Annotated in this window: 19 protein-coding genes; 12 read left to right on the top strand and 7 right to left on the bottom strand. The window is 74.9% G+C overall.

From position 1 onward, the window contains the following. Window positions 1-52 precede the first annotated feature (52 nt). A complete protein-coding gene (locus ACIBL4_RS38480; RefSeq protein WP_399416471.1) occupies window positions 53-1,711 on the top strand; it encodes a catalase in 1,659 nt (552 codons plus the stop codon). A gap of 4 nt (window positions 1,712-1,715) precedes the next feature. Here ACIBL4_RS38480 and ACIBL4_RS38475 read toward each other — a convergent pair whose 3' ends face one another. After that, window positions 1,716-2,570 carry a fructosamine kinase family protein gene (locus tag ACIBL4_RS38475; RefSeq protein ID WP_399416469.1) on the bottom strand — a complete coding sequence of 285 codons (855 nt, stop codon included), beginning with the start codon at window positions 2,568-2,570 and terminating at the stop codon, window positions 1,716-1,718. A gap of 71 nt (window positions 2,571-2,641) precedes the next feature. Next, window positions 2,642-3,091, bottom strand: coding sequence for a hypothetical protein (locus ACIBL4_RS38470; RefSeq protein ID WP_399416468.1), 450 nt, complete (start codon window positions 3,089-3,091; stop codon window positions 2,642-2,644). A 224-nt stretch (window positions 3,092-3,315) separates the two neighbouring features. Here ACIBL4_RS38470 and ACIBL4_RS38465 point away from each other — a divergent pair, with 224 nt between their 5' ends. Further along, entirely contained in the window at window positions 3,316-3,639 is a 324-nt protein-coding gene (locus ACIBL4_RS38465) for a hypothetical protein (RefSeq protein WP_399416467.1), read from the top strand. A 27-nt stretch (window positions 3,640-3,666) separates the two neighbouring features. On the opposite strand, the gene ACIBL4_RS38460 is transcribed toward ACIBL4_RS38465, so the two are convergent. After that, window positions 3,667-4,200, bottom strand: coding sequence for a hypothetical protein (locus tag ACIBL4_RS38460; protein WP_399416466.1), 534 nt, complete (start codon window positions 4,198-4,200; stop codon window positions 3,667-3,669). A 275-nt stretch (window positions 4,201-4,475) separates the two neighbouring features. Here ACIBL4_RS38460 and ACIBL4_RS38455 point away from each other — a divergent pair, with 275 nt between their 5' ends. The 10 genes from ACIBL4_RS38455 to rfaE2 all read left to right on the top strand — a co-directional run bounded on the left by ACIBL4_RS38455 (window position 4,476) and on the right by rfaE2 (window position 15,697). Continuing rightward, on the top strand, window positions 4,476-5,003 hold the full coding sequence (locus tag ACIBL4_RS38455; protein WP_399416465.1) for a hypothetical protein: 528 nt from the start codon (window positions 4,476-4,478) through the stop codon (window positions 5,001-5,003). Window positions 5,004-5,650: 647 nt separating this feature from the next. Continuing rightward, window positions 5,651-6,616 (top strand): NAD-dependent epimerase/dehydratase family protein, encoded by a 966-nt coding sequence (locus ACIBL4_RS38450; protein WP_399416464.1) that lies wholly within the window; start codon window positions 5,651-5,653, stop codon window positions 6,614-6,616. 66 nt (window positions 6,617-6,682) lie between these two features. Next, window positions 6,683-8,347, top strand: a complete 1,665-nt coding sequence (locus ACIBL4_RS38445; RefSeq protein WP_399416463.1) for a carbamoyltransferase — start codon at window positions 6,683-6,685, stop codon at window positions 8,345-8,347. Further along, window positions 8,344-9,417, top strand: coding sequence for a glycosyltransferase family 2 protein (locus tag ACIBL4_RS38440; protein WP_399416462.1), 1,074 nt, complete (start codon window positions 8,344-8,346; stop codon window positions 9,415-9,417). The genes ACIBL4_RS38445 and ACIBL4_RS38440 overlap by 4 nt, the downstream gene beginning before the upstream one ends. Then, complete coding sequence (locus ACIBL4_RS38435) at window positions 9,414-10,190, top strand: D-glycero-alpha-D-manno-heptose-1,7-bisphosphate 7-phosphatase (RefSeq protein ID WP_399416460.1); 777 nt, start codon at window positions 9,414-9,416, stop codon at window positions 10,188-10,190. Before ACIBL4_RS38440 ends, ACIBL4_RS38435 begins: the two co-directional genes overlap by 4 nt. After that, a complete protein-coding gene (locus tag ACIBL4_RS38430; protein ID WP_399416459.1) occupies window positions 10,187-11,260 on the top strand; it encodes a glycosyltransferase family 9 protein in 1,074 nt (357 codons plus the stop codon). Before ACIBL4_RS38435 ends, ACIBL4_RS38430 begins: the two co-directional genes overlap by 4 nt. After that, a complete protein-coding gene (locus ACIBL4_RS38425; protein WP_399416458.1) occupies window positions 11,257-12,222 on the top strand; it encodes a glycosyltransferase in 966 nt (321 codons plus the stop codon). The genes ACIBL4_RS38430 and ACIBL4_RS38425 overlap by 4 nt, the downstream gene beginning before the upstream one ends. Then, complete coding sequence (locus ACIBL4_RS38420) at window positions 12,219-13,496, top strand: glycosyltransferase (RefSeq protein WP_399416457.1); 1,278 nt, start codon at window positions 12,219-12,221, stop codon at window positions 13,494-13,496. Before ACIBL4_RS38425 ends, ACIBL4_RS38420 begins: the two co-directional genes overlap by 4 nt. Before the next feature lie 162 nt (window positions 13,497-13,658). After that, the gene (locus ACIBL4_RS38415; RefSeq protein ID WP_399416456.1) at window positions 13,659-14,294 is read left to right on the top strand and encodes an SIS domain-containing protein; all 636 of its coding nucleotides are present in this window, start codon (window positions 13,659-13,661) and stop codon (window positions 14,292-14,294) included. Next, entirely contained in the window at window positions 14,291-15,697 is a 1,407-nt protein-coding gene (rfaE2, locus tag ACIBL4_RS38410) for a D-glycero-beta-D-manno-heptose 1-phosphate adenylyltransferase (RefSeq protein WP_399416455.1), read from the top strand. Before ACIBL4_RS38415 ends, rfaE2 begins: the two co-directional genes overlap by 4 nt. A gap of 9 nt (window positions 15,698-15,706) precedes the next feature. Here rfaE2 and ACIBL4_RS38405 read toward each other — a convergent pair whose 3' ends face one another. From ACIBL4_RS38405 to ACIBL4_RS38390, 4 genes are all read right to left on the bottom strand, one after another. Further along, window positions 15,707-16,993 carry an MFS transporter gene (locus ACIBL4_RS38405; protein WP_399416514.1) on the bottom strand — a complete coding sequence of 429 codons (1,287 nt, stop codon included), beginning with the start codon at window positions 16,991-16,993 and terminating at the stop codon, window positions 15,707-15,709. 356 nt (window positions 16,994-17,349) lie between these two features. Then, a complete protein-coding gene (locus tag ACIBL4_RS38400; RefSeq protein WP_399416454.1) occupies window positions 17,350-17,913 on the bottom strand; it encodes a hemerythrin domain-containing protein in 564 nt (187 codons plus the stop codon). A gap of 75 nt (window positions 17,914-17,988) precedes the next feature. Continuing rightward, a complete protein-coding gene (locus ACIBL4_RS38395) occupies window positions 17,989-18,522 on the bottom strand; it encodes a DoxX family protein (protein WP_399416453.1) in 534 nt (177 codons plus the stop codon). 72 nt (window positions 18,523-18,594) lie between these two features. After that, the gene (locus tag ACIBL4_RS38390; RefSeq protein ID WP_399416452.1) at window positions 18,595-19,770 is read right to left on the bottom strand and encodes an amidohydrolase; all 1,176 of its coding nucleotides are present in this window, start codon (window positions 19,768-19,770) and stop codon (window positions 18,595-18,597) included. Between the last annotated feature and the right edge of the window lie 277 nt (window positions 19,771-20,047).

The raw sequence follows: 20,047 nt of genomic DNA, 5'->3' as shown, positions 1-20,047 counted from the left end.
CGCGGCGCCGACCCGGTCGGCCGCCGGCCATGAGCCGAAGGAGCCCACGCATATGACGGACGTATCCGGTACCGGTCCCGCTCCGGGCGACGACCGCGAGGTCCTCACCAACCGCCAGGGCCATCCGGTCTACGACAACCAGAACCAGCGCACCATCGGCGCTCGCGGGCCCGCCACGCTGGAGAACTACCAGTTCCTGGAGAAGATCAGCCACTTCGACCGGGAACGCATCCCCGAGCGCGTCGTGCACGCCCGCGGCGTCACCGCCTACGGCCACTTCGAGGCCTACGGCACCTGGGGCGACGAGCCGATCAGCCGCTACACGCGGGCCAAGCTCTTCCAGGAGCGCGGCACACGCACGGACGTGGCCGTCCGCTTCTCCACCGTCATCGGCGGACGCGACTCCTCCGAGGCCGCCCGCGACCCGCGTGGTTTCGCGGTGAAGTTCTACACGGAGGACGGCAACTGGGACCTGGTCGGCAACAACCTCGGCGTCTTCTTCATCCGTGACGCCATCAAGTTCCCGGACGTCATCCACGCCCTCAAGCCGGACCCGGTGACGTTCGAGCAGCAGCCCCGCCGCATCTTCGACTTCATGTCGCAGACGCCCGAGTCCATGCACATGCTGGTCAACCTGTTCAGCCCGCGCGGCATCCCCGCGGACTACCGCCACATGCAGGGCTTCGGCGTCAACACGTACAAGTGGGTCAACGCCGACGGTGACACGAAGCTGGTCAAGTACCACTGGATGCCCAAGCAGGGCGTGCGCAGCATGACCGAGGAGGACGCGGCCAACGTCCAGGCCGATTCCCTCGGCCACGCCACGAAGGACCTCTACGAGGCCGTCGGGCGCGGCGACTACCCGGAGTGGGAGCTGCTCGTCCAGATGATGGACGACCACGACCACCCCGAGCTCGACTTCGACCCGCTGGACGACACCAAGACCTGGCCCGAGCAGGACTTCCCGCCGAAGCCGGTCGGCCGGATGGTGCTGGACCGGATGCCGAAGGACTTCTTCGCCGAGAACGAGCAGATCTCCTTCGGTACCGGCGTCCTCGTCGACGGCCTGGACTTCTCCGACGACAAGATGCTCGTCGGCCGGACCTTCTCCTACAGCGACACCCAGCGCTACCGGGTCGGCCCGAACTACCTCCAGTTGCCCGTCAACCAGGCCAAGAACACGGACGTGCGCACGAACCAGCGTGACGGCCAGATGGCGTACCACGTGGACGGCGGCGGCGAGAACCCGCAGGTCAACTACGAGCCGTCGATCACCGGCGGCCTGCGCGAGGCCCGCTACCCGACCCACGACGAGCAAGGGCCGGTGATCGAGGGGCGGCTCACCCGCAAGCGCATCCCCCGCACCAACGACTACATGCAGGCAGGCCAGCGCTACCTGCTCCTGGAGGACTGGGAGCGCGACGACCTGGTGAAGAACTTCACCGACCTGCTGTCGCAGTGCGACCGGCCCGTCCAGGAACGCATGGTCTGGCACTTCCTGCTGGTCGAGAACGACCTCGGCCTGCGGGTCGGCGAGGGGCTGGGCATCGGCCCCGAGGACGTGGCCGGTCTGGAGCCGCTGGCGAGCCAGGACCTCACGGACGAGGACCGCGAGCGCCTGGCCAACCTGGGCAAGAACCCGCCGCGTGACGTCGAGGGCCTCACCATGACCCACTGCGTACCGGACGAACGGCACGTCGTCACGCGCTGACCGGTCACTCCGCCAGGGCGCTCCGGGCCGCCGCGAGGGCCTGTTCCGCGTAGCTCCGGCCGAACAGCACGGCGTGCACCAGCAGCGGGAACAGCTGGTGCACGCGGACGCGGTCCGCCCAGCCCTCGGCGAGCGGCGCCTCCTGCTGGTAGCCGTCCAGCACCTGATCCAGGTGCGGGCAGCCGAACAGACGCAGCATCGCCAGATCGGTCTCGCGGTGCCCGCCGTGCGCGGCCGGGTCGATCAGCGAGACGTTCCCGTCGGCCGCCCACAGCACGTTGCCGTTCCACAGATCGCCGTGCAGCCGAGCGGGCGGCTCGGCGGGACCCGCCAGCTCCGGCAGCCGCTGGCACAGACGCTCCACGTCGGTCGCCTCGCCGGGGCGGACGGTGCCCTGGTCGACCGCGCGCCGCAGATACGGCAGCACGCGATGCTCGGCGTACCAGCCCGGCCAGTCGGCGCCGGGCTCGTTGCGCATCGGGGCGAGCCCGATGTACGCGTCCGCCGGCCCGTGCGGGGGCGGCGCGCCGAACGCGGGCGCCCCGGCGGCGTGCAGCGCGGCCAGGTCACGGCCGAAGCGGACGGCCGCCTCCCGGCTCGGCCGCCCCTGCCTGACGCGGTCCACGACCAGCCAGTTCCCGTCGTGGCCGTGCACGGCCGGTATCCGCACCGTGCCGGCACCGGCCAGCCAGCGCAGCCCGGCCGCCTCCGCCCGCGCCGCCCCCGGATCGTCGGCGCGCTTGGCGATCACCACCCGCCCGTCGTCGAGCGTGACCTCCGCGAGGGCCCCGGACAGCGGCCGTTCCCCGGTGACCGCCCGTCCGGTGAGCCGGGCCACGACCGCCGCAGGGGTGGTCATACGCGTTCCTCCCTCGGGTCCGAGCTTGATCGAACACCCAGCGTACGACCGCGCCCCCGGTGGCCCGGCACTCAGCCGTCGGACCCGCAATCCACGTCCAGCAACTGGATCGGCCGCGTCGCGTCCAGGTCGACGTACGCCCTGAAGTCCGCCTTGTCGGACCCGCCGTTCCAGTACGTGCTCACCGTCGCCCAGCCGACCCGTGCCGACTGGGCCGTGGTCACCGCGCCGACGTCGATGGACACCGGGATGTTCTGCGCGCACAGCAGAACGTCGAACTCCGGGCTGGCCGCGACCTTCTCCTTCAGCTGCGGCGAGATCCCGTACTTGCGGGCGAAGTCCCCGGGCCCCTGCTCTCCGTAGAAGTCCTCCAGGAACGTGTGGATCTCCTCGGCGGTGTACCGGTCGTCGGCGGTCGACGCGGCAGCGGCCGGAACCGCCGCCGCGCCGATGCCCAGGGCGGCGACACAGCCGACTGCGAACAGGCGCAGGCGGGTCGGGCGCGAGGCGTTGCGGAACATTCTTGATACCCCCGTTGTGGTCTCATCTCCGTGCTTCCCGCGCCGCGGCGGACCGCTCGCCCGGGAAGTCGATCGCAGGTGTAGACCTCTCGTCCCGGCCGCCGTTGCGCCCCGCTCGGGGGCCGTTTCGATTCCGGGACATTCGCCACGCCCCGGTCACGCGGGACGGTGAAATCGCGCCGCCCGCCGACAGAACCGGCCACCGCCGGGGGACCAGTCGGGGTATGACGAGCTCACCGTTCCAGGGCACCATCGCCCTGCCCGCCCCCGTGTGCGAACAGGCCGCACAGCATCTGGAGCAGGCCGCGCACCGGTCCATCGACGGGGCCGCGGTCCCCCTGAAGGCGTTCCGCGAGGCCGCCGACAACGACTTCATCCTCCCCGCGCCGGTCGTCGAGCAGGCGGCGGCCTGCCTGCTGGTCCTGGCCACCGAGACCGCCCAGACCGTGCGGCCCTCCGCGCTGCGCGCCACCATCAGCGTCGCGCTGCAGCTGCGGGACGCCGTGGAACTGTCGCATCAGCCGGCTCTCAGCAGCAGGTTCTGGTAAGCCGGGGCCGACGGCGGAACCTGCGCGTCAGTTCTCGCGGAAGGCGACCTGGACCTGTTTGCGGCGCAGTTCCTCCAGCGTCATGCGCTGCCGTCGGGCCCGTTCGATGAGGTCGTCGAGGTGCCGCGCGTCGAGGCGCGTGTCCGTGGCGGCCAGATCGCGGAGCGTCTGCCAGCCGGCCATCTTGCCCTCCACCCCGAGACCCATCGCCTCCAGCTCCCACAGTGTGCTCAGCGGGGAGCGCCGCACCAGGGTGCCGTTGCTCTTCAGCCGGCCTATCTGCTCGACCGCCCGGCCCGCGTAGACCTTGTAGCGCCGCACCGGGACGTCGAGCCGCCGCATGATGTGGAGCAGACTCGCCCGGTCCTCGGCGATCTCGGCGGCGACCGGGGCCAGGGCGTCGGCGAGCGCCGTACCCCGGCACGAGCGCACCAGATGGCGTATCCGCGCCGTCCCGGCGGTGGCGCCGGCGAGATGGTCGTTGAGGTAGACGCCCAGCAGCGACATGTCGGTGGCCGGAGCACGCCGGGCGCCCGGCGGATCCGTTCGCTGTTCCGTCATGGCAGTGCTCCTGTCCTGCTCCGGCCCGGCCCCGACCCCGCCCGAAGGCCGCCGGACCAGGGGTTCTCCGGACTCTCCGGCTTGCGGAAGCTGATGCGGAGCGGGTGCCCGGGCCCCTCCCGGCGAAACGGGATCGACGTCCCTGCTCACGAGCCCCGCTCCGATGTGGCCGAGGCCACAACCTGGACGAGGCCCCGATCACGTCCGGGTGCGCGGGGCGGCGGCTACCGTCTACGGGCAGATCCCGCTTCCCCACCCTTTCGGACGGCCCGGCAGTGCAAGCAGACCTCTCTCCTGTCATAGCGGCGACCGCCCAGTGGCTGACCCGCGCCTTCCCCGCCTCCGGCGGGGCGCTCGCCTCCGCGCTGTGCGAGATGCAGGCCCGCCAGGCCGTCACGGTCGCGGCGTGGCTCAGGTACCCGACGGAGATGGACGCCGCCCTGGTCGGTGTGGCGGGCCCCGGCGGCTCCGCGCGGCTGGACTGGCTCACCGGCGCCGACGCGTCCCTGGGCGACGACGTGGACGCGCACGCCTGGCGCACCTGGGTGGACGAGGTCGTGGCGAGCTGGGCGGCCAGTCTGCTCACCGACCCGGAGCTCGCCGCCCTGGCGGTGGCCGCGCTCGCCGAGGGCAGCCACAGCACCGGCACACCGGCCGAGTTCCGCCGCCTCGTCGCACCCGACGACAGCGACCAGCGCGCCGCCGCCCTCCTGCGCCACCCCGACCTGCTCGCTCCCGTGGCCGACCTCCACCACGCCCAGCTCCTGGCTCGCCTGCACCCGGGCCGCACGCTGATCGCCTGACACCGGCGGCTCGCCCCTGCCGGGACCCGCGTCGCCGGCCCCGGTGGTCTCCCGGTCTGCGGCGGTGTGCGTAGGCAGGTCTGCGGCGCCGTTGCCTCGCCGCTCCCGGGTGGCCATGTCGGTCACCGGCCTGGGGGCGGCACCCGTCGCCCGGTCCGCGGTGTGCCGGCTCACCGGCCCCCCGGTGGCCGTGTCTCCCGGCCCGCCCGGGCCTGCCGGTCCGCGGTGGTGGTGGCCGGCCCAGCCGCGACGGTCCTGGTCCGCGCGCCCGCGGCGGCAACCGGCCTGGGCGGCACCCGTCGCCCGGTCCGCGGTGGCGGTGGCCGGCCCACCCGCGACGGTCCTGGTCCGCGCGCCCGCCGGCCGCGCGTTTCGCCCGTCGGCCCGAGCCCTGCCCCGCATGCCCCGTCGCAGGCCGGACGAGTACTCTCACCCAAGTTCTCCAGCCCCGCCCCGACCTGCCCGAACAGCCGGTAACCGCAGTCCCTCACCCTCCGTGACTCACCGGTTTGCCGTACGCGGCCGTGCCGCCGTCGCACCGGCGGCGGACGCTGAGCGTGGGCTCGACGGCCTCCGGCCACGTTCGGCGGCGTGAGGCGTACACCGTCGTGCCGGGCCGTGACGCCGCTGACGGAGGAGAGACCGAGATGACCACCGCCCTCTCACGGAGCTGGGAACACGCCGTCGTCACGGGCGGCGCCGGATTCGTCGGCTCCCACCTGTGCGCCGCCCTGCTGGACGCGGGCGCGGCCGTCACCTGCGTGGACGACTTCTGCACCGGCCGGCCCGAGAACATATCCCCGCACATGGAGCGGCCCGGCTTCACGCTCGTGCAGGCCAACGTCGCCGAGGGCCTGCGCATCAAGCGGGCGCCCGACCTCGTCCTGCACTTCGCCTCCCCGGCGTCCCCCGCCGACTACCTGCGACTGCCGCTGCACACCATGGAGACGGGCAGCCTCGGCACCCGCAACGCCCTGGAACTCGCACGGTCCTCCCGCGCCCGCTTCGTCCTCGCGTCCACCTCCGAGGTCTACGGCGACCCGCAGCAGAACCCCCAGGACGAGCGCTACTGGGGCAACGTCAACCCGGTCGGCCCGCGCAGTGTGTACGACGAGGCCAAACGCTTCGGCGAGGCGCTGACCACCGCCCACGCCGACACCCACGGCACCGACACCTGCATCGTGCGGCTGTTCAACACCTACGGCCCCCGGATGCGCGGCCACGACGGACGCGCGGTGCCGACCTTCGTACGGCAGGCCCTGGCCGGCGAGCCCCTCACCGTGACCGGCGACGGCCGCCAGACCCGGTCCCTGTGCTACGTCGACGACACCGTCCGCGGCATCCTGGCGGCGGCCGCCCACGGCATGCGCGGCCCCGTCAACATCGGCAACCCGACCGAGATCACCATGCTCGACCTGGCCCGGCTGGTCGTCGAACTCGCCGGCTCCCCGTCGGAGATCCGCTTCATCGAACGCCCGGTGGACGACCCGGCCGTGCGCTGCCCCGACATCACGCTGGCACGCGACAAGCTCGGCTGGGAGCCGCAGGTGCGCGCCGAGGAAGGGCTGCGGCGCACCATCGCCTGGTTCCGCGAGGACGGAACGGACGACTGACCCGGGCCCGCCCCGGGCCCCGTGCCACGACGGACCCATCCCACCCGCCGAAAGGCCGCCACCCCCATGCGCATCCTCGGAATCAACGCCCTCTTCCACGACCCCGCCGCCGCCCTGGTCATCGACGGGCGGACCGTCGCCGCCGCGGAGGAGGAGCGGTTCTCCCGGCGCAAGCACGGGAAGCGACCCCTGCCGTTCTCCGCCTGGGAGCTGCCCGAGAAGGCCGCCGCCTGGTGCCTCAAGCGGGCCGGGCTGCGCCCGCAGGACCTCGACGCGGTCACCTACTCCTTCGACCCGGCGCTCGCCCGGCCCGCCGAGGACATGGGCCTGGACGACCCGTGGGACCACCTGCGGCTGATCTACGCCCGTGAGGCGCCCGGATTCCTGCGGACGGCCCTGCCCGGGCTCGCCCCCGGCATCGTCCGCTTCGTGCCCCACCACATGGCCCACGCCGCCTCCGGCGCCTTCGCCGCACCGGACGCCGGCGACTCCTCCGTCCTGGTCCTGGACGGCCGCGGCGAACGCGCCTCCCATCTCGCCGCACGCCGCGTGGGGGACCGGCTGGAGGCGCTGCACGCACAGGACCTGCCGCACTCGCTCGGCCTCGTCTACGAGGAACTCACCGAACACCTCGGCTTCCTGCGCTCCTCCGACGAGTTCAAGGTGATGGCGCTCGCCTCCCACGGCACCCCGCGCATGCTCACCGAACTGCGCCGCCACGTGTACCCGACCGGCGACGGCGGCTTCCACGCCACCGGCGTGCCGTGGCGGGAGCTGTGCGCGCCGCGCGGCGCCGACGAACCGTGGACGCAGGACCACGCCGACGTCGCCGCCAGCGCCCAGGCCGTGCTGGAGGAGACCCTGCTCGACCTCGTGCGCTGGCTGCACGGCCGTACCCACGACCGGGTGCTCACCCTCGCCGGCGGCGTCGCCCTCAACTGCGTCGCCAACTCCCGTATCGCACGCGAGGGCCCCTTCTCGCGGGTGTGGGTGCAGCCCGCCGCCGGAGACGCCGGCACCGCCCTGGGCGGCGCCCTGCTGCTGTCCGCCGGCGAGGGCGACGAACCGGAGCCCATGACCGGCGCCGACCTCGGCCGGGACTGGTCCGACGCGGAGCTCGGAGCCTGGCTGAAGACGGCCGCCGTGCCCTTCGAACGGCCCCCGGACATCGCCGCCACCGTCGCCCGCGCCCTCGCCGACAACGCGATCGTCGCCTGGTTCCAGGGCCGCTCCGAATACGGCCCCCGGGCGCTCGGCCACCGCTCCCTGCTCGCCCACCCCGGGCACGCGGGCAACCTCGAACGGCTCAACGACGTCAAGGGCCGCGAGCAGTTCCGGCCCGTCGCCCCGATGGTCCTCGCCGACCGCGCCGCCGACATCTTCGACGGCCCGCTGCCCAGCCCGTACATGCTGTTCGTGCACGACGTCGCGAAGGAGTGGCGGGACCGCATCCCGGCCGTCGTGCACGTCGACGGCACCGCCCGCATCCAGACCGTCGACCCGGCCCGCGAACCGCTCGTGGCCCGCATGCTCGGCGAGTTCGAGCACCTCACCGGGCTGCCCGTCGTCGTCAACACCAGCCTCAACACCGCCGGCCGGCCCATGGTCGACGACCCGCGCGACGCCCTGGAGTGCTTCGGCTCCGCGCCCGTCGACCTGCTGGCCATCGGCCCGTACGCCGTCCGCCGCGGCGACCTGTTCCGTTCCGAGGACGCCGGAGGCCTGCGATGACCGAGCCCGACGCCCGCACCCGGGACGCCGAGTACGCCGTCGTCGTCCCGACCCTCGGCAGGCCCGGTCTGCGCGTGTGCCTGCACGCCCTGGCCGCGGCGAGCGGACCGGGGCCGGTCCGGGTGGTCCTCGTCGACGACCGGCCCGGCCCGGCCCGCCCGCCCCTCACCGCCGACATCCCGCCGTCCCTGCGCTCGCGCACCATCGTCGTACCCGGCGGGGCGCGCGGCCCCGCCGCCGCCCGCAACCTCGGCTGGCGGGCGGCCGGTGACGTGCCCTGGATCGTCTTCCTCGACGACGACGTCGTCCCCGGACCCACCTGGGGCGACGACCTGACGCTCGACCTGTCCGCGGCGACCGAGCGGACCGCCGGGATCACCGCCCGCATCAAGGTGCCGCTGCCCGCCGACCGCCGCCCCACCGACTGGGAACGCAACACGGCCTCACTCGCCGGCGCCCGCTGGATCACCGCCGACATGGCGTACCGCCGGGCAGCGCTGGCCGCCGTCGGCGGATTCGACGAACGCTTCCGGCGGGCCTTCCGGGAGGACGCCGACCTCGCCCTGCGCGTCCTCGACGCCGGCTGGACCCTCACCACGGGCCGGCGCACCACCACCCACCCCGTGCGGCCGGCCGGGCGCTGGACCTCCGTCCGTCTCCAGGCCGGTAACGCCGACGACGTGCTGATGACCCGGCTGCACGGCCGCCACTGGTGGCGCCGGGCGGAGGCGCCCCGCGGCCGGCTGCCCCTGCACCTCGCCCTGACCGGGGCGGGAGTGACGGCGCTCGGCTGCGCCCTGCTCGGCCGGCACCGGCCGGCCGGTGCCTGCGGCGCCGCATGGCTGGCCGGCACGGCCGAGTTCGCCCTGGCCCGGATCCTGCCCGGGCCGCGCACCCGCGACGAGGTGCTCACCATGGCCGTGACCAGCGCACTCATCCCGCCGACCGCGACCTGGCACTGGCTGCGCGGGCGACTCGCGCACCGCACGGCCCGGCCGCTCACCCCGCCCGGGACCGGTGAACCGGCGTCCGCGCCCCGCCCGATGGCCAGGGAACGGCTGCGGTCATGACCCGCCCCACCGGCCCATGGCTGCTGTCCGGGCCGTACGGCTCCACCGGCGTACGGCAGCCCCCGCACGCGCACGCGCACGGGCCCGGCGGCCCGCTCCCCGCGGCTGTCCTCTTCGACCGCGACGGCACGCTGGTCGCCGACGTCCCCTACAACGGGGACCCGGCGCGGGTCGCGCTCATGCCCGGCGCGCGGGAGGCCGTCGACGCCATGCGCGCCGCCGGGATTCCCGCCGGCGTCGTGACCAACCAGTCGGGCATGGCCCGTGGGCTGCTGACCCCTCGCCAGGTCGAGGACGTACGCCTGCGCGTGGAGGAGCTGCTCGGGCCGTTCGCCGTCTGGGCCGTGTGCCCGCACGGGCCGGGGGAGGGCTGCGGCTGCCGCAAGCCCGCCCCCGGACTGATCCTGGCCGCGTGCCGCCGGCTCGGTGTGCCGCCCGCACGCGCCGTCGTCATCGGCGACATCGGGGCCGACGTGGAGGCCGCGCGCGCCGCCGGGGCCCGCGGCATCCTGGTCCCCACGCCCGTCACCCGCCCCGAGGAGACCGCGGCGGCCGACACCACGGCAGCCGACCTGCTCGCCGCCGTCCGCCTCGCCCTCGACCCGGCCCCCGTCGCCGCGCAGGCGGGACCGCCACGACCGGATCCCGGTAGGGCGACGGGGGAGTGGCGGAGCAGCCCGGCCGCGCCGGCAGCCGTACCGCGCCGCCACCGGGCCGCGCCGGCAGCGGTACCGCGCGGTCACCCCGCCCTGCCGACGGGGGAGCCGCGATGACCCCCTTCCGTTCCCGTAGCCGACTGCCCCGGACCCTCGTCGTCCGCCTCGACAGCGCCGGAGACGTGCTCCTGGCCGGACCCGCCGTGCGGGCCGTCGCGGCCGGATCCTCGTACACGGCGCTGCTGTGCGGGCCGCAGGGCGCCGCGGCGGGGCGGATGCTGCCCGGGGCGGACGACGTACTGACCTACGACGCCCCCTGGGTCGGGCTGGAGCCGCCGCCGGTCACGCGGGCTGCCACCCGCCGGCTGATGGAGACGCTCACGGCGGGCCGCTTCGACCGGGCGCTCGTCCTCGTGTCGTACCACCAGAGCCCCCTGCCGATCGCCCTGCTGCTGAGACTCGCCGGGATCGGCTGGACCGCCGCCGACAGCGAGGACTACCCGGGCGCACTGCTCGACCTGCGGCACCGCCGACCCCCGCACCGCCACGAGGCCCTGGCCGCCCTCGACCTTGCCCGCGCCGCCGGCTACACCCTGCCGCCCGGCGAAGACGGCCGGCTGCGCGTCACACCGCCGCCCCCCACCACCCACCTCACCGGTCCCGAGCCGTACGTCGTCGTCCACCCCGGCGCCGCCGTCCCCGCCCGCGCCTGGACCCCCGGCCGGGCCGCACGGGCCGTCGCCGCCCTGTCCGCCGAGGGATACCGGGTCGTCGTCACCGGGAGCCGCGCCGAACGGGACCTGACCGCACGCGTCGCCGGACGGCACGCCCTGGACCTCGGCGGCGCCACCGACCTGCCGCACCTGGCCGGAGTCCTCGCCGGGGCGCGGGCCGTGGTGGCCGGGAACACCGGCCCCGCCCATCTCGCCGCCGCCGTCGGCACCCCCGTCGTCAGCCTCTTCGCACCGGTCGTGCCGGCCGAACGGTGGGCCCCCTACGGCGTACCGCACGTCCTGCTCGGCGACCGGCACGCCGCGTGCGCGGACACCCGGGCCCGGCACTGTCCCGTGCCGGGACACCCCTGCCTGGACGGCATCGCCGACGCCGAGGTGCTCGCCGCCGTGGCGGCCCTCACGGACGACCCGGCGGACCAGGGAGAACAGACGGAGCGAGGAGCGGCCGTATGAACATCCTGCTGTGGCACGTGCACGGCTCCTGGACGACCGCGTTCGTCCAGGGCCCGCACACCTACGTCGTCCCCGTCACCCCGGGCCGCGACCCGGACGGCCTCGGACGGGCCCGCACCTTCTCCTGGCCCGCCTCGGTCCGCGAAGCCACCCCTGAGGAACTCCGCGACACGCCCGTCGACCTGGTCGTCCTGCAACGCCCGCACGAACTCGAACTGGCCGAGCGGTGGCTCGGCGGACGCCGACCCGGCCGGGACGTGCCCGCGCTGTACCTGGAGCACAACGCGCCCGACGGCGCCGTACCGGACACCCGGCATCCGTGCGCCGACCGCGACGACCTGACGATCGTGCACGTCACGCACTTCAACCGGCTGTTCTGGGACTGCGGCACCACCCGCACCGAGGTCGTCGAACACGGCATCGTCGACCCCGGCCACCGCTACACCGGCCGGCTCGCCCGCGCCGCCGTCGTCGTCAACGAACCCGTGCGACGCGCCCGGTACACCGGCACGGACCTGCTGCCCGCCCTGGCCGAGGCGGTGCCGCTCGACGTGTTCGGCATGGGCACCGAGGGTCTGGCCGGCCGGCTCGGCCTGCCACCGGACCGGTGCCGCACCGCCGACCTGCCGCAGAGCGAACTGCACACGGCGCTGGCCGAACGCCGCATGTACCTGCACCCGGTGCGCTGGACCTCCCTCGGCCTGTCCCTGCTGGAGGCGATGCACCTCGGCCTGCCCGTCCTGGCCCTCGCCACCACCGGCGCCGTCGAGGCCGTCCCGCCCGGCGCGGGCACCCTCTCCACCCGCCCCGACGTCCTGGCCCGCGTCGCCCGCCGCTACCTCCACGAACCCGAGGCCGCGGCCGCGGACGGAGCCCGGGCCCGGCAGGCGGCCCTCGAACGCTACGGGCTCAAGCGCTTCCTGGCCGACTGGGAGCGCCTGATCACGGAGGTGTGCTCATGACCCCGTCCCTCAGCCCCTTCCCCACCGGGCCGCTCGGCGGTGACCCCCTCGACCCGGGCGTCCTCGCGATCGCTCTCGTCTCGGAGCACGCGAGTCCCCTCGCCGCGCTCGGCGGGGTCGACGCCGGCGGCCAGAACGTCCACGTCGCCTGCCTCGCCGGGGCGCTCGCCGACCGCGGTCACCGCGTCACCGTCTACACCCGCCGTGACGCGCCCGACCTGCCCTCCCGGGTGGAGCTGCGCGACGGTGTCGAGGTGCACCACGTCCCCGCCGGACCGGCCGAACCGCTCCCCAAGGACGAACTCCAGCCGCACATGGGCGAGTTCGGCCGCTACCTGGCACGCTGCTGGCGTACCCGGGCCCCCGACCTCGTGCACTCGCACTACTGGATGTCGGGCCTGGCCGCGCTCCGGGCGACCCGCGCGCACGGGCTGCCCCTGCTGCACACGTACCACGCCCTCGGCACCGTGAAGCGACGGCACCAGCGCCACGCCGACACCAGCCCGCCCGAGCGGATCCCCAGCGAGATCGAGATCGGGCTGGGCTGCGACCGCGTCGTCGCCACCTGCCGGGACGAGGCCGCCGAACTGACCCGCATGGGCATACCCCCGCACAAGATCGGCATCGTGCCGTGCGGCGTCGACCCCGACCGGTTCACCCCCAAGGGCCCGGCCGCGCCGCGCGGACCGTACCCGCACCGGCTGCTCCAGCTGGGCCGACTGGTGCCGCGCAAGGGCGCCGCGGTGGCCGTCGCCGCGCTGGCCCGGCTGCCCGGCACCGAACTCGTCATCGTCGGCGGGCCGCCCGCCGACCGGCTCGACGGCGACCCGGAGGTGCGGCGGCTGCGCGGCATCGCCCGGGACGCCGGTGTCGCCGACCGGGTCCGCTTCACCGGCGCCGTGCCCAGCGAGGAGGTGCCGCCGCTGCTGCGCTCCGCCGACGTCGTGGTGTGCCCCGCCGACTACGAGCCCTTCGGCATCGTCCCGCTGGAGGCCATGGCGTGCGGCGTGCCGGTCGTCGCCAGCGCGGTCGGCGGGCAGCTCGACACCGTCGCCGACCCCGGCACCGGACGGCTGGTGCCGCCCCGCGACCCGGAGGCCCTGGCCCGCGCCGTCGCCGGCCTGCTCGCCGACCCGGCGGCCCGCGAGGCGTGCGGGGCGGCCGGCCGCCGCCGGGTCCTGAGCCGCTACGGCTGGGGCCAGGTCGCCGCGGCCACCGAGACCGCCTACTGCGAGGTCCTCGACGCCGAGCCCGCCGCGACGGGGGCCGGCTGAATCGGTCCGTCGACGCCCCGCCGGCCACAGTCGAACGCCTGTCCCCGACCGACCGGCCGTAACCGGCGCCCGTCCCCGACCCGCCGGCCGCGGCCGACGCCCGAAGACCGAAGGAGGTGCGGGTCCGCCACCGTCCACCGGGCGGCGGCACGCCCGAACAGCATGAGCGAACACCCTGCACACCCCGCGCTCGATGCCGCCCGCCTGCACTGCCGGTCCCTGGACGAGGCACTCGGCCGGTTCCGCGGGCACGGCCTCGAACGGATCGCGGACTGGGGCAGCCGGCTCGCCGACGTCCTCACCGGCGGCGGGCGCCTGCTCGCCGCGGGCAACGGGGGCAGCGCCGCCCAGGCCCAGCACCTCACCGCCGAACTGGTCGGCCGCTACCGCCAGGAGCGCCGCGCCTACTCCGCGCTCGCCCTGCACGCCGAGACCTCCAGCGTCACCGCCATCGGCAACGACTACGGCTTCGACCACGTCTACGCCCGCCAGGTCAGCGCCCACGGCCGCCCCGGCGACATCCTGATGCTGCTGTCCACATCCGGCCGCAGCGCCAACCTCATCGCCGCTGCCGTGACCGCCCGGCAGGCCGGACTGCGCGTCTGGGCGCTCACCGGGCGCGGCCCGAACCCGCTCGCGGAAGCCGCCCACGAAGCCCTGTGCGTCGACGCCACCAGCACCGCGAACGTCCAGGAGATCCACCTCGTCGCCATCCACCTGCTCTGCGAGTGCTTCGACACGGCCGTGTCCACACCGCTCGCACGGCGCACGGTCCTCACTCACGGGAGCACCTCATGACCGGACCGGAACCGCTCGCGGTCGTCGGGGACGTCCTCCTCGACGAGGACATCGAAGGCGTCTCCACCCGGCTCTCCCCGGACGCCCCCGCCCCCGTCGTCGACGTCACCGGCGACCGGCGGCACCCCGGAGGAGCCGGACTGGCCGCAGCCCTCGCCGCCCGCGGAGGCCGGGACGTGGTCCTGGTGACGGCGCTCGGCGACGACGAGGCCAGCGAGGCCGTACGGCGTGACCTGCGCGGCCGGGTCCGGCTGCTGGAGCTCCCTCTCAAGGGCACCCTGCCGGTCAAGACCCGCGTTCTCGCGGGCGGCCGGCCCGTCGTCCGCATCGACCGGGGCGGCGGCACCCCCGGCGAACCCGACGGCGCGGTCCGGGAGGCCCTGGCGAACGCCCGCGCCATCCTGGTCGCCGACTACGGACGCCACACCGCCGGCGCCCTGCGGCCGTACCTGGAGGAGATCGCCCGCCGCACACCCCTGGTGTGGGACCCGCACCCCCAGGGCGACCCGCCCGTGCCCGGAGCCCGGCTCGTCACCCCCAACGCGGCGGAGGCACGAGCCCTGTACCCGGGCTCCGGAGGGACGTCACTGGGCGCGTACGCCGAGCGCGGGACGCGGCTCGCGGAGCGCTGGCGCGCCGCCGGAGTCGCCGTCACCCTCGGTGACCGCGGGGTGCTGCTGGCCCGGCCCGGCTCCGGTACGCCGATGCTCGTCCCCCTGCCCTACCGGGCCGCCGGGGACCCGTGCGGCGCGGGCGACTGCTTCGCCGCGACGACGGCGGCGGCCCTCGCCGACGGCCTGCTCCCCGAGGAGGCGCTGCAACGGGCCGTCGCCGAGGCCGCCGCGTTCGTCGCGGCCGGCGGCGCGGGCAACCCCGACCTGTGGCGGACCGAGTCGCCGCCCGGCCCCGCGGACGACGCGGCGACCGACGCGTTCGGGCTCGCGGAGAGCGTCCGGGCCCGCGGCGGCACCGTGGTCGCCACCGGCGGCTGCTTCGACCTGGTGCACGCCGGTCACGTCGGCCTGCTGGAGAGCGCCCGGCGCATCGGCGACTGCCTCATCGTGTGCCTGAACTCCGACGCGTCCGTCACCCGCCGCAAGGGCCCGGGCCGCCCGCTCAACCCGGCGGCGGACCGCGCCCGCGTCCTTGCCGCGCTCGGCAGCGTCGACGCCGTCGTGGTCTTCGAGGAGGACACCCCCGAGGCGGTACTGGCCCGGCTGCGCCCGGACGTCTGGGTCAAGGGCGGCGACTACTCCGTCCAGGACCTGCCCGAGGCCGAGACGCTGCGCACCTGGGGCGGCCAGGCCGTGGTCCTGCCCTACCTCGACGGCCGCTCCACGACCCTGCTGACCCGCCGGGCGGCGAAGGCGGCGACGACGGCCCTGCGGCCGTCGGGCTCCTGAGGTGCCCGGTCAGGCCGCCGTGCTGAGCGCCGACTGCCCGTGGACGTCGCCCTCCTCCGTCCGGATCATCACCGGCGTGGTGGCGCGGCGCTCCCGCAGCAGGTAGCCCGCGCCGATCGAGCCGGCGATGAGCAGTCCGCCGGTGACGAGGGCGCCACGGGCGCCGGCCAGTTCCATGAGGAGGCCGAGCGCGGGCGGGCCGCCCAGGCTCCACACCGTGCCGATGCTGCCCCACACGCCCAGCACACGACCCCGCAGATGGGCGGGCGGGTCGGTCTGGAGGACGGCCGTGCCGGCGGTGTCGGAGACGGACTCCACCACGGCCATCGGCAGCACCAGCAAGATCAGCACCGCGAGCGACGGCGACAGCCCCGCCACCACCTGGAGCAGCCCCCCGGCCGCCGCCAGCGCCCCCACGAGCCGCACGGACGGCCGGCGCAGCCGGGCGCCGAGGAGCGCGCCGAGGATGCCGCCGACGGCGAGCACGGTCGAGACGGTGCCGAACGAACCGGCGCCACCCGCGAGCGGCCCGGTGACGAGCACGGCCAGGGTGAGTCCGTAGTTGCGGCCGAACACCGCGCTGATCCCGGTCACCCCGGCGAGCGCCATCAGCCGCGGTCGGCGCGCGAAGAAGGCCAGCCCTTCGCGCACGGACATGTCCGAGCCGGTGCGCTTCGGGCCCGCGGCGACCTCCCGCACCGCCCCGGGAGCCGGCCGCAGGAACGGAATGACCAAGGCCACGAACAGGAACGACACGCCGTTCGCGAAGTAGGCCGCGGACGTGCCGAGGAATCCCACGGCCACACCGGCCATGGCCGCTCCCACGAGCCTGCCGGACTGGTGCACCAGCGCCCCGACCCCGATGGCCGAGGGCACGTCCTCCGCCGGGACGAGATCGTTGCCCAGCAGCGCGCACGCCGGGTTGTCGACGGTCGCCACGACACCCGTGAGGGCGGCCAGCACCATCAGGGAGGTCATGTCGAGCTGGTCCAGAGCCACGAGGACGGCCGTCGTGAAGGCGATCGCGCCGAGCAGCGCCTGGCTCACGGTCGCCGTCAGCTTGCGGGGCCACCGGTCGACGGCCGCGCCGCCGAGGACGCTCATCAGCAGGGCGGGGGCCGCCTGCACGGACATGGACAGCCCCGTCGCGGCGGCGGAGCCGGTGATCTGCAGGACCAGCAGGTTCTGCACCGTGAGCTGCATCCACGTGCCGGCGTTCGACACGAAGTTCGCGGCGGACCACCAGCGCATGCTGCGGTACCGCAGCGACCGCCAGGGCGAGCGCGAGACGGGCAGGGCAGGGGAGGGCGACGAAGACACAGTGCGGTACTCGCAAGACGAGTCCGAGGACTCAGGAGGAGGGGGACGAGGGAAACGAGAAGCACCGGCTGCGCTGCGCGGTGGCTCCCCTCGCCGGGTACGGCGCCGACCATCGTGGCAGAGGGAACCCCCGAGTCGGTTCCGTTCACACCTCGTCCGCTTCCTTCACACTTCCCAACCACCTCTGGGGCGGGGGCATTTGGGGTGGCGAGTGTGGTTGATCACAGTTGTCGATCACGGGCCTCGCCGTGGCGGCCGTCACGTGACGGCCGCCACAGGAGGCAGCGCAAAGGGCCCGTCGCCGAAGCGACGGGCCCTTCTCGCTGTCTTCTCTACTCGGACTTGCCGCGACCGGTCAGCGCGTCGCGCAGCCGGTCGACCATGCCGGTGCCCGGAGCCAGGAGCTTGTTCGCCGGAGGCTTGTCGGGAGCGGCCGGGTGCGGCCGGGTCGGGGCGGTCTTCTTCGCCTTCCGGACCTTCTCGCCCAGCTCGTTGAGCGCATCCGCCGGACAGGCCTGCCGCAGGGCCGGGAAGAGATTGCCTTCCTCGTCGGCGATGTGCGAGCGGATCTCGCTCATCAGCATGCCCATCAGCCGGTCGAAGTCCGGGTCGCCCGCGTCACAGCCCTCCAGGTCCTTCATGATCCGCTCGGCCGTGGCGTGGTCCTCGAGCTCCCGGTCGGCGAGGGTGTCCCCGTTGGCCACGTGCTCGCGCACGGCCGGGTAGAGGTAGGCCTCCTCGGCCACCGAGTGCCGCACCAGCTCGATCGTGACCTGGTCCGCGTACATCTTGCGGTCCTTGTGACCGGACGGCAGCCCCTCGATCTTGCCGAACATCTCCTCGACTTCGCGGTGATCGGTCACCAGCTCGTCGATGACGTTTCCTCCGTGTCCCATGTCCTTCACCTCCAGCCCCCGGGTCCCCAGGGCCCCAGGGGGCTAACGCGCGGTCGGATCGCCCCCGGATGTACGTCAGACCGGGAGCTTGGCCCGGACTCGCCCGGCCGCCGCGGCCGGGCCCGTGGTGGCACGGACGGAGCGCCGCACCAGGCCCGCGTCCCGCCGCAGGCCACGGGCGGCGTGGCTGCCGCGCCACACCACCGAAGGGCGGGCGCCGGTGTCGTCTGCGGCGATCAGAAGCCCGCCCAGCATGGACATGTTCTTGAAGAAGTGGATCCGCTGCTGGGCCCGCTCCGAGGGATCCTCCGCCTCCCAGAAGCGGTGCCCCGCCAGCGTCGTCGGCACCAGCGTGGCCGCGATGGCGAGCGCGGCCGGACGCGGCATGCGCCCGGTGGCCAGCATCAGCCCGGCCACGACCTGCACGGCGCCGTTCAGCCGTACGACCTGCTCGGTGCGGTCGGGCAGCGCCGAGACGCGTTCGGTGACCGGTTGGACGACAGGCTCGGCGGCCGGGGCGGCGGACTCCGGGTCGCGGACGGAGTTCAGGCCGCCCGTGAGGAACATCGAGGCCAGCATGGGACGGCCGAGTACGCGCAACAGACTCATGGCCCTCTCCAGGGTGTCGGTGGGTACAGCGCTCGCCGGGTTCCCCGCCCGGGGCGGAAGCACTCACCCCGTTCACGCCGCCCGGTGCCGCGCCCAGGCCCGCGCGCGCAGCTCCTCGGACAGCAGGACGTCAACGGCGGTGCACGCGAGGGCCTCCGTGGCGGCGAGCAGCACCTCGCGGGCCCGGGGCGAGGCGGCGGCCTCCGCGAACTCCGGGGTGTGGTCGGAGCCATCCTCGTCCATGATCGCGACGAACGGGTGGATGGCGGGCACCCGCGTGCTGACGTTCCCGATGTCGGACGAGCCCAGGTACACCCCGGGCACGGGCGGCGACAGAGGGATCCCCGCCCGGGACAGATGCGCGGCGAACCGCTCGGACAGCGTCTCGCTGTCCCGGAAGTGCTCGTAGCGCACGGTGGCCCGCTCCACCTCGGCGGTCGTGCCCGTGGCCCGGGCCACCCCGGCGGCACACTCCCGCAACCGCTCCGTGAGGTCCTCCAGCGCCGGAGTCGTGGCCGCGCGCAGACCGAACAGGCCCTCGGCGTACTCGGGGACGATGTTCGTGGCGACGCCGCCCTGGGTGACGATGCCCTGCACGTGCGAACCCTCCGGCAGCCGCCGCCCCAGCAGGGCCAGCACGTTGAACAGCTGCACCAGCGCCGCGAGCGCGTCGATGCCCTCTGTCGGGTTTCCCGTGGGGTGCGCGGCCCGGCCGTGGAAGGCCACGCGGTACTGCACCTGCGCGGTCAGCGGCGCACGCGCCCAGCTGTGGACGCCCGGATGGAACATCAGCGCCGCGTCGACGCCGTCGAACACCCCTGCCTCCACCTCCAGGGCCTTGCCGCCGCCGCCCTCCTCGGCGGGCGTGCCCACCGCCAGCACCGACCCGGCCGCCTCCTCCGCCACGGCCCTCACCGCCAGCGCGGCTCCCAGACCCGCCGCCGCGATGAGGTTGTGGCCGCACGCGTGACCGAGGCCGGGCAGGGCGTCGTACTCCAGCAGCAGCGCCACGGCGGGCCGGCCCTCGCCCGAGCGCGCCGTGAACGCGGTCGGCATCCCCGCCACGCCGCGCTCCACGACGAAACCGGCCCGCTCCAGCTCACCCGACAGCACCGCGGCCGCCCGGTGCTCGGCGAAGGCGTACTCGGGCTCGGCGTGCAGCAGGCAGGCCACGCCCCACAACGCGTCGGCCCGCGCCGCCACCTCCCCCCGGACGGCTTGGTGCACGTCATCGAGCGTGCGCTCCACAGGAACCTCCCCGGCGTCGGCGGCAGTGTGTCCCCGACCGGGTTTCACCGCCGGGTGCGGCGACACTCGCGGCGTGTCCGGGTGGTGAGGCGGTGCCGTTGGGTGGGCACTGCCGGGTGTGCGGCGGCACTTGCGGCGTGTCCGGGTGGTGAGGCGGTGCCGTTGGGGCGGGCACTGCCGGGTGTGCGGCGGCACTCGCGGCGTGTCCGGGTGGTGAGGCGGTGCCGTTGGGTGGGCACTGCCGGGTGTTCGGCGGCACTCGCGGCGTGTCCGGGTG

The sequence above is a fragment of the Streptomyces sp. NPDC050416 genome (assembly GCF_044458845.1).
GTDB lineage: Bacteria > Actinomycetota > Actinomycetes > Streptomycetales > Streptomycetaceae > Streptomyces.
The sequence above is the reverse complement of the archived record's forward strand: the minus strand, read 5'-3'. Positions and strand labels throughout refer to the sequence as shown.

Coding starts and splice junctions, on each gene's coding strand:
- ACIBL4_RS38470 (WP_399416468.1), bottom strand. CDS start 3,091: ATGTTCCGCAACGCCTCGCGCCCGACCCGCCTGCGCCTGTTCGCAGTC.
- rfaE2 (WP_399416455.1), top strand. CDS start 14,291: ATGACCGGACCGGAACCGCTCGCGGTCGTCGGGGACGTCCTCCTCGAC.
- ACIBL4_RS38425 (WP_399416458.1), top strand. CDS start 11,257: ATGAACATCCTGCTGTGGCACGTGCACGGCTCCTGGACGACCGCGTTC.
- ACIBL4_RS38460 (WP_399416466.1), bottom strand. CDS start 4,200: ATGACGGAACAGCGAACGGATCCGCCGGGCGCCCGGCGTGCTCCGGCC.
- ACIBL4_RS38475 (WP_399416469.1), bottom strand. CDS start 2,570: ATGACCACCCCTGCGGCGGTCGTGGCCCGGCTCACCGGACGGGCGGTC.
- ACIBL4_RS38395 (WP_399416453.1), bottom strand. CDS start 18,522: ATGAGTCTGTTGCGCGTACTCGGCCGTCCCATGCTGGCCTCGATGTTC.
- ACIBL4_RS38435 (WP_399416460.1), top strand. CDS start 9,414: ATGACCCGCCCCACCGGCCCATGGCTGCTGTCCGGGCCGTACGGCTCC.
- ACIBL4_RS38420 (WP_399416457.1), top strand. CDS start 12,219: ATGACCCCGTCCCTCAGCCCCTTCCCCACCGGGCCGCTCGGCGGTGAC.
- ACIBL4_RS38450 (WP_399416464.1), top strand. CDS start 5,651: ATGACCACCGCCCTCTCACGGAGCTGGGAACACGCCGTCGTCACGGGC.
- ACIBL4_RS38400 (WP_399416454.1), bottom strand. CDS start 17,913: ATGGGACACGGAGGAAACGTCATCGACGAGCTGGTGACCGATCACCGC.
- ACIBL4_RS38440 (WP_399416462.1), top strand. CDS start 8,344: ATGACCGAGCCCGACGCCCGCACCCGGGACGCCGAGTACGCCGTCGTC.
- ACIBL4_RS38480 (WP_399416471.1), top strand. CDS start 53: ATGACGGACGTATCCGGTACCGGTCCCGCTCCGGGCGACGACCGCGAG.
- ACIBL4_RS38415 (WP_399416456.1), top strand. CDS start 13,659: ATGAGCGAACACCCTGCACACCCCGCGCTCGATGCCGCCCGCCTGCAC.
- ACIBL4_RS38465 (WP_399416467.1), top strand. CDS start 3,316: ATGACGAGCTCACCGTTCCAGGGCACCATCGCCCTGCCCGCCCCCGTG.
- ACIBL4_RS38430 (WP_399416459.1), top strand. CDS start 10,187: ATGACCCCCTTCCGTTCCCGTAGCCGACTGCCCCGGACCCTCGTCGTC.
- ACIBL4_RS38445 (WP_399416463.1), top strand. CDS start 6,683: ATGCGCATCCTCGGAATCAACGCCCTCTTCCACGACCCCGCCGCCGCC.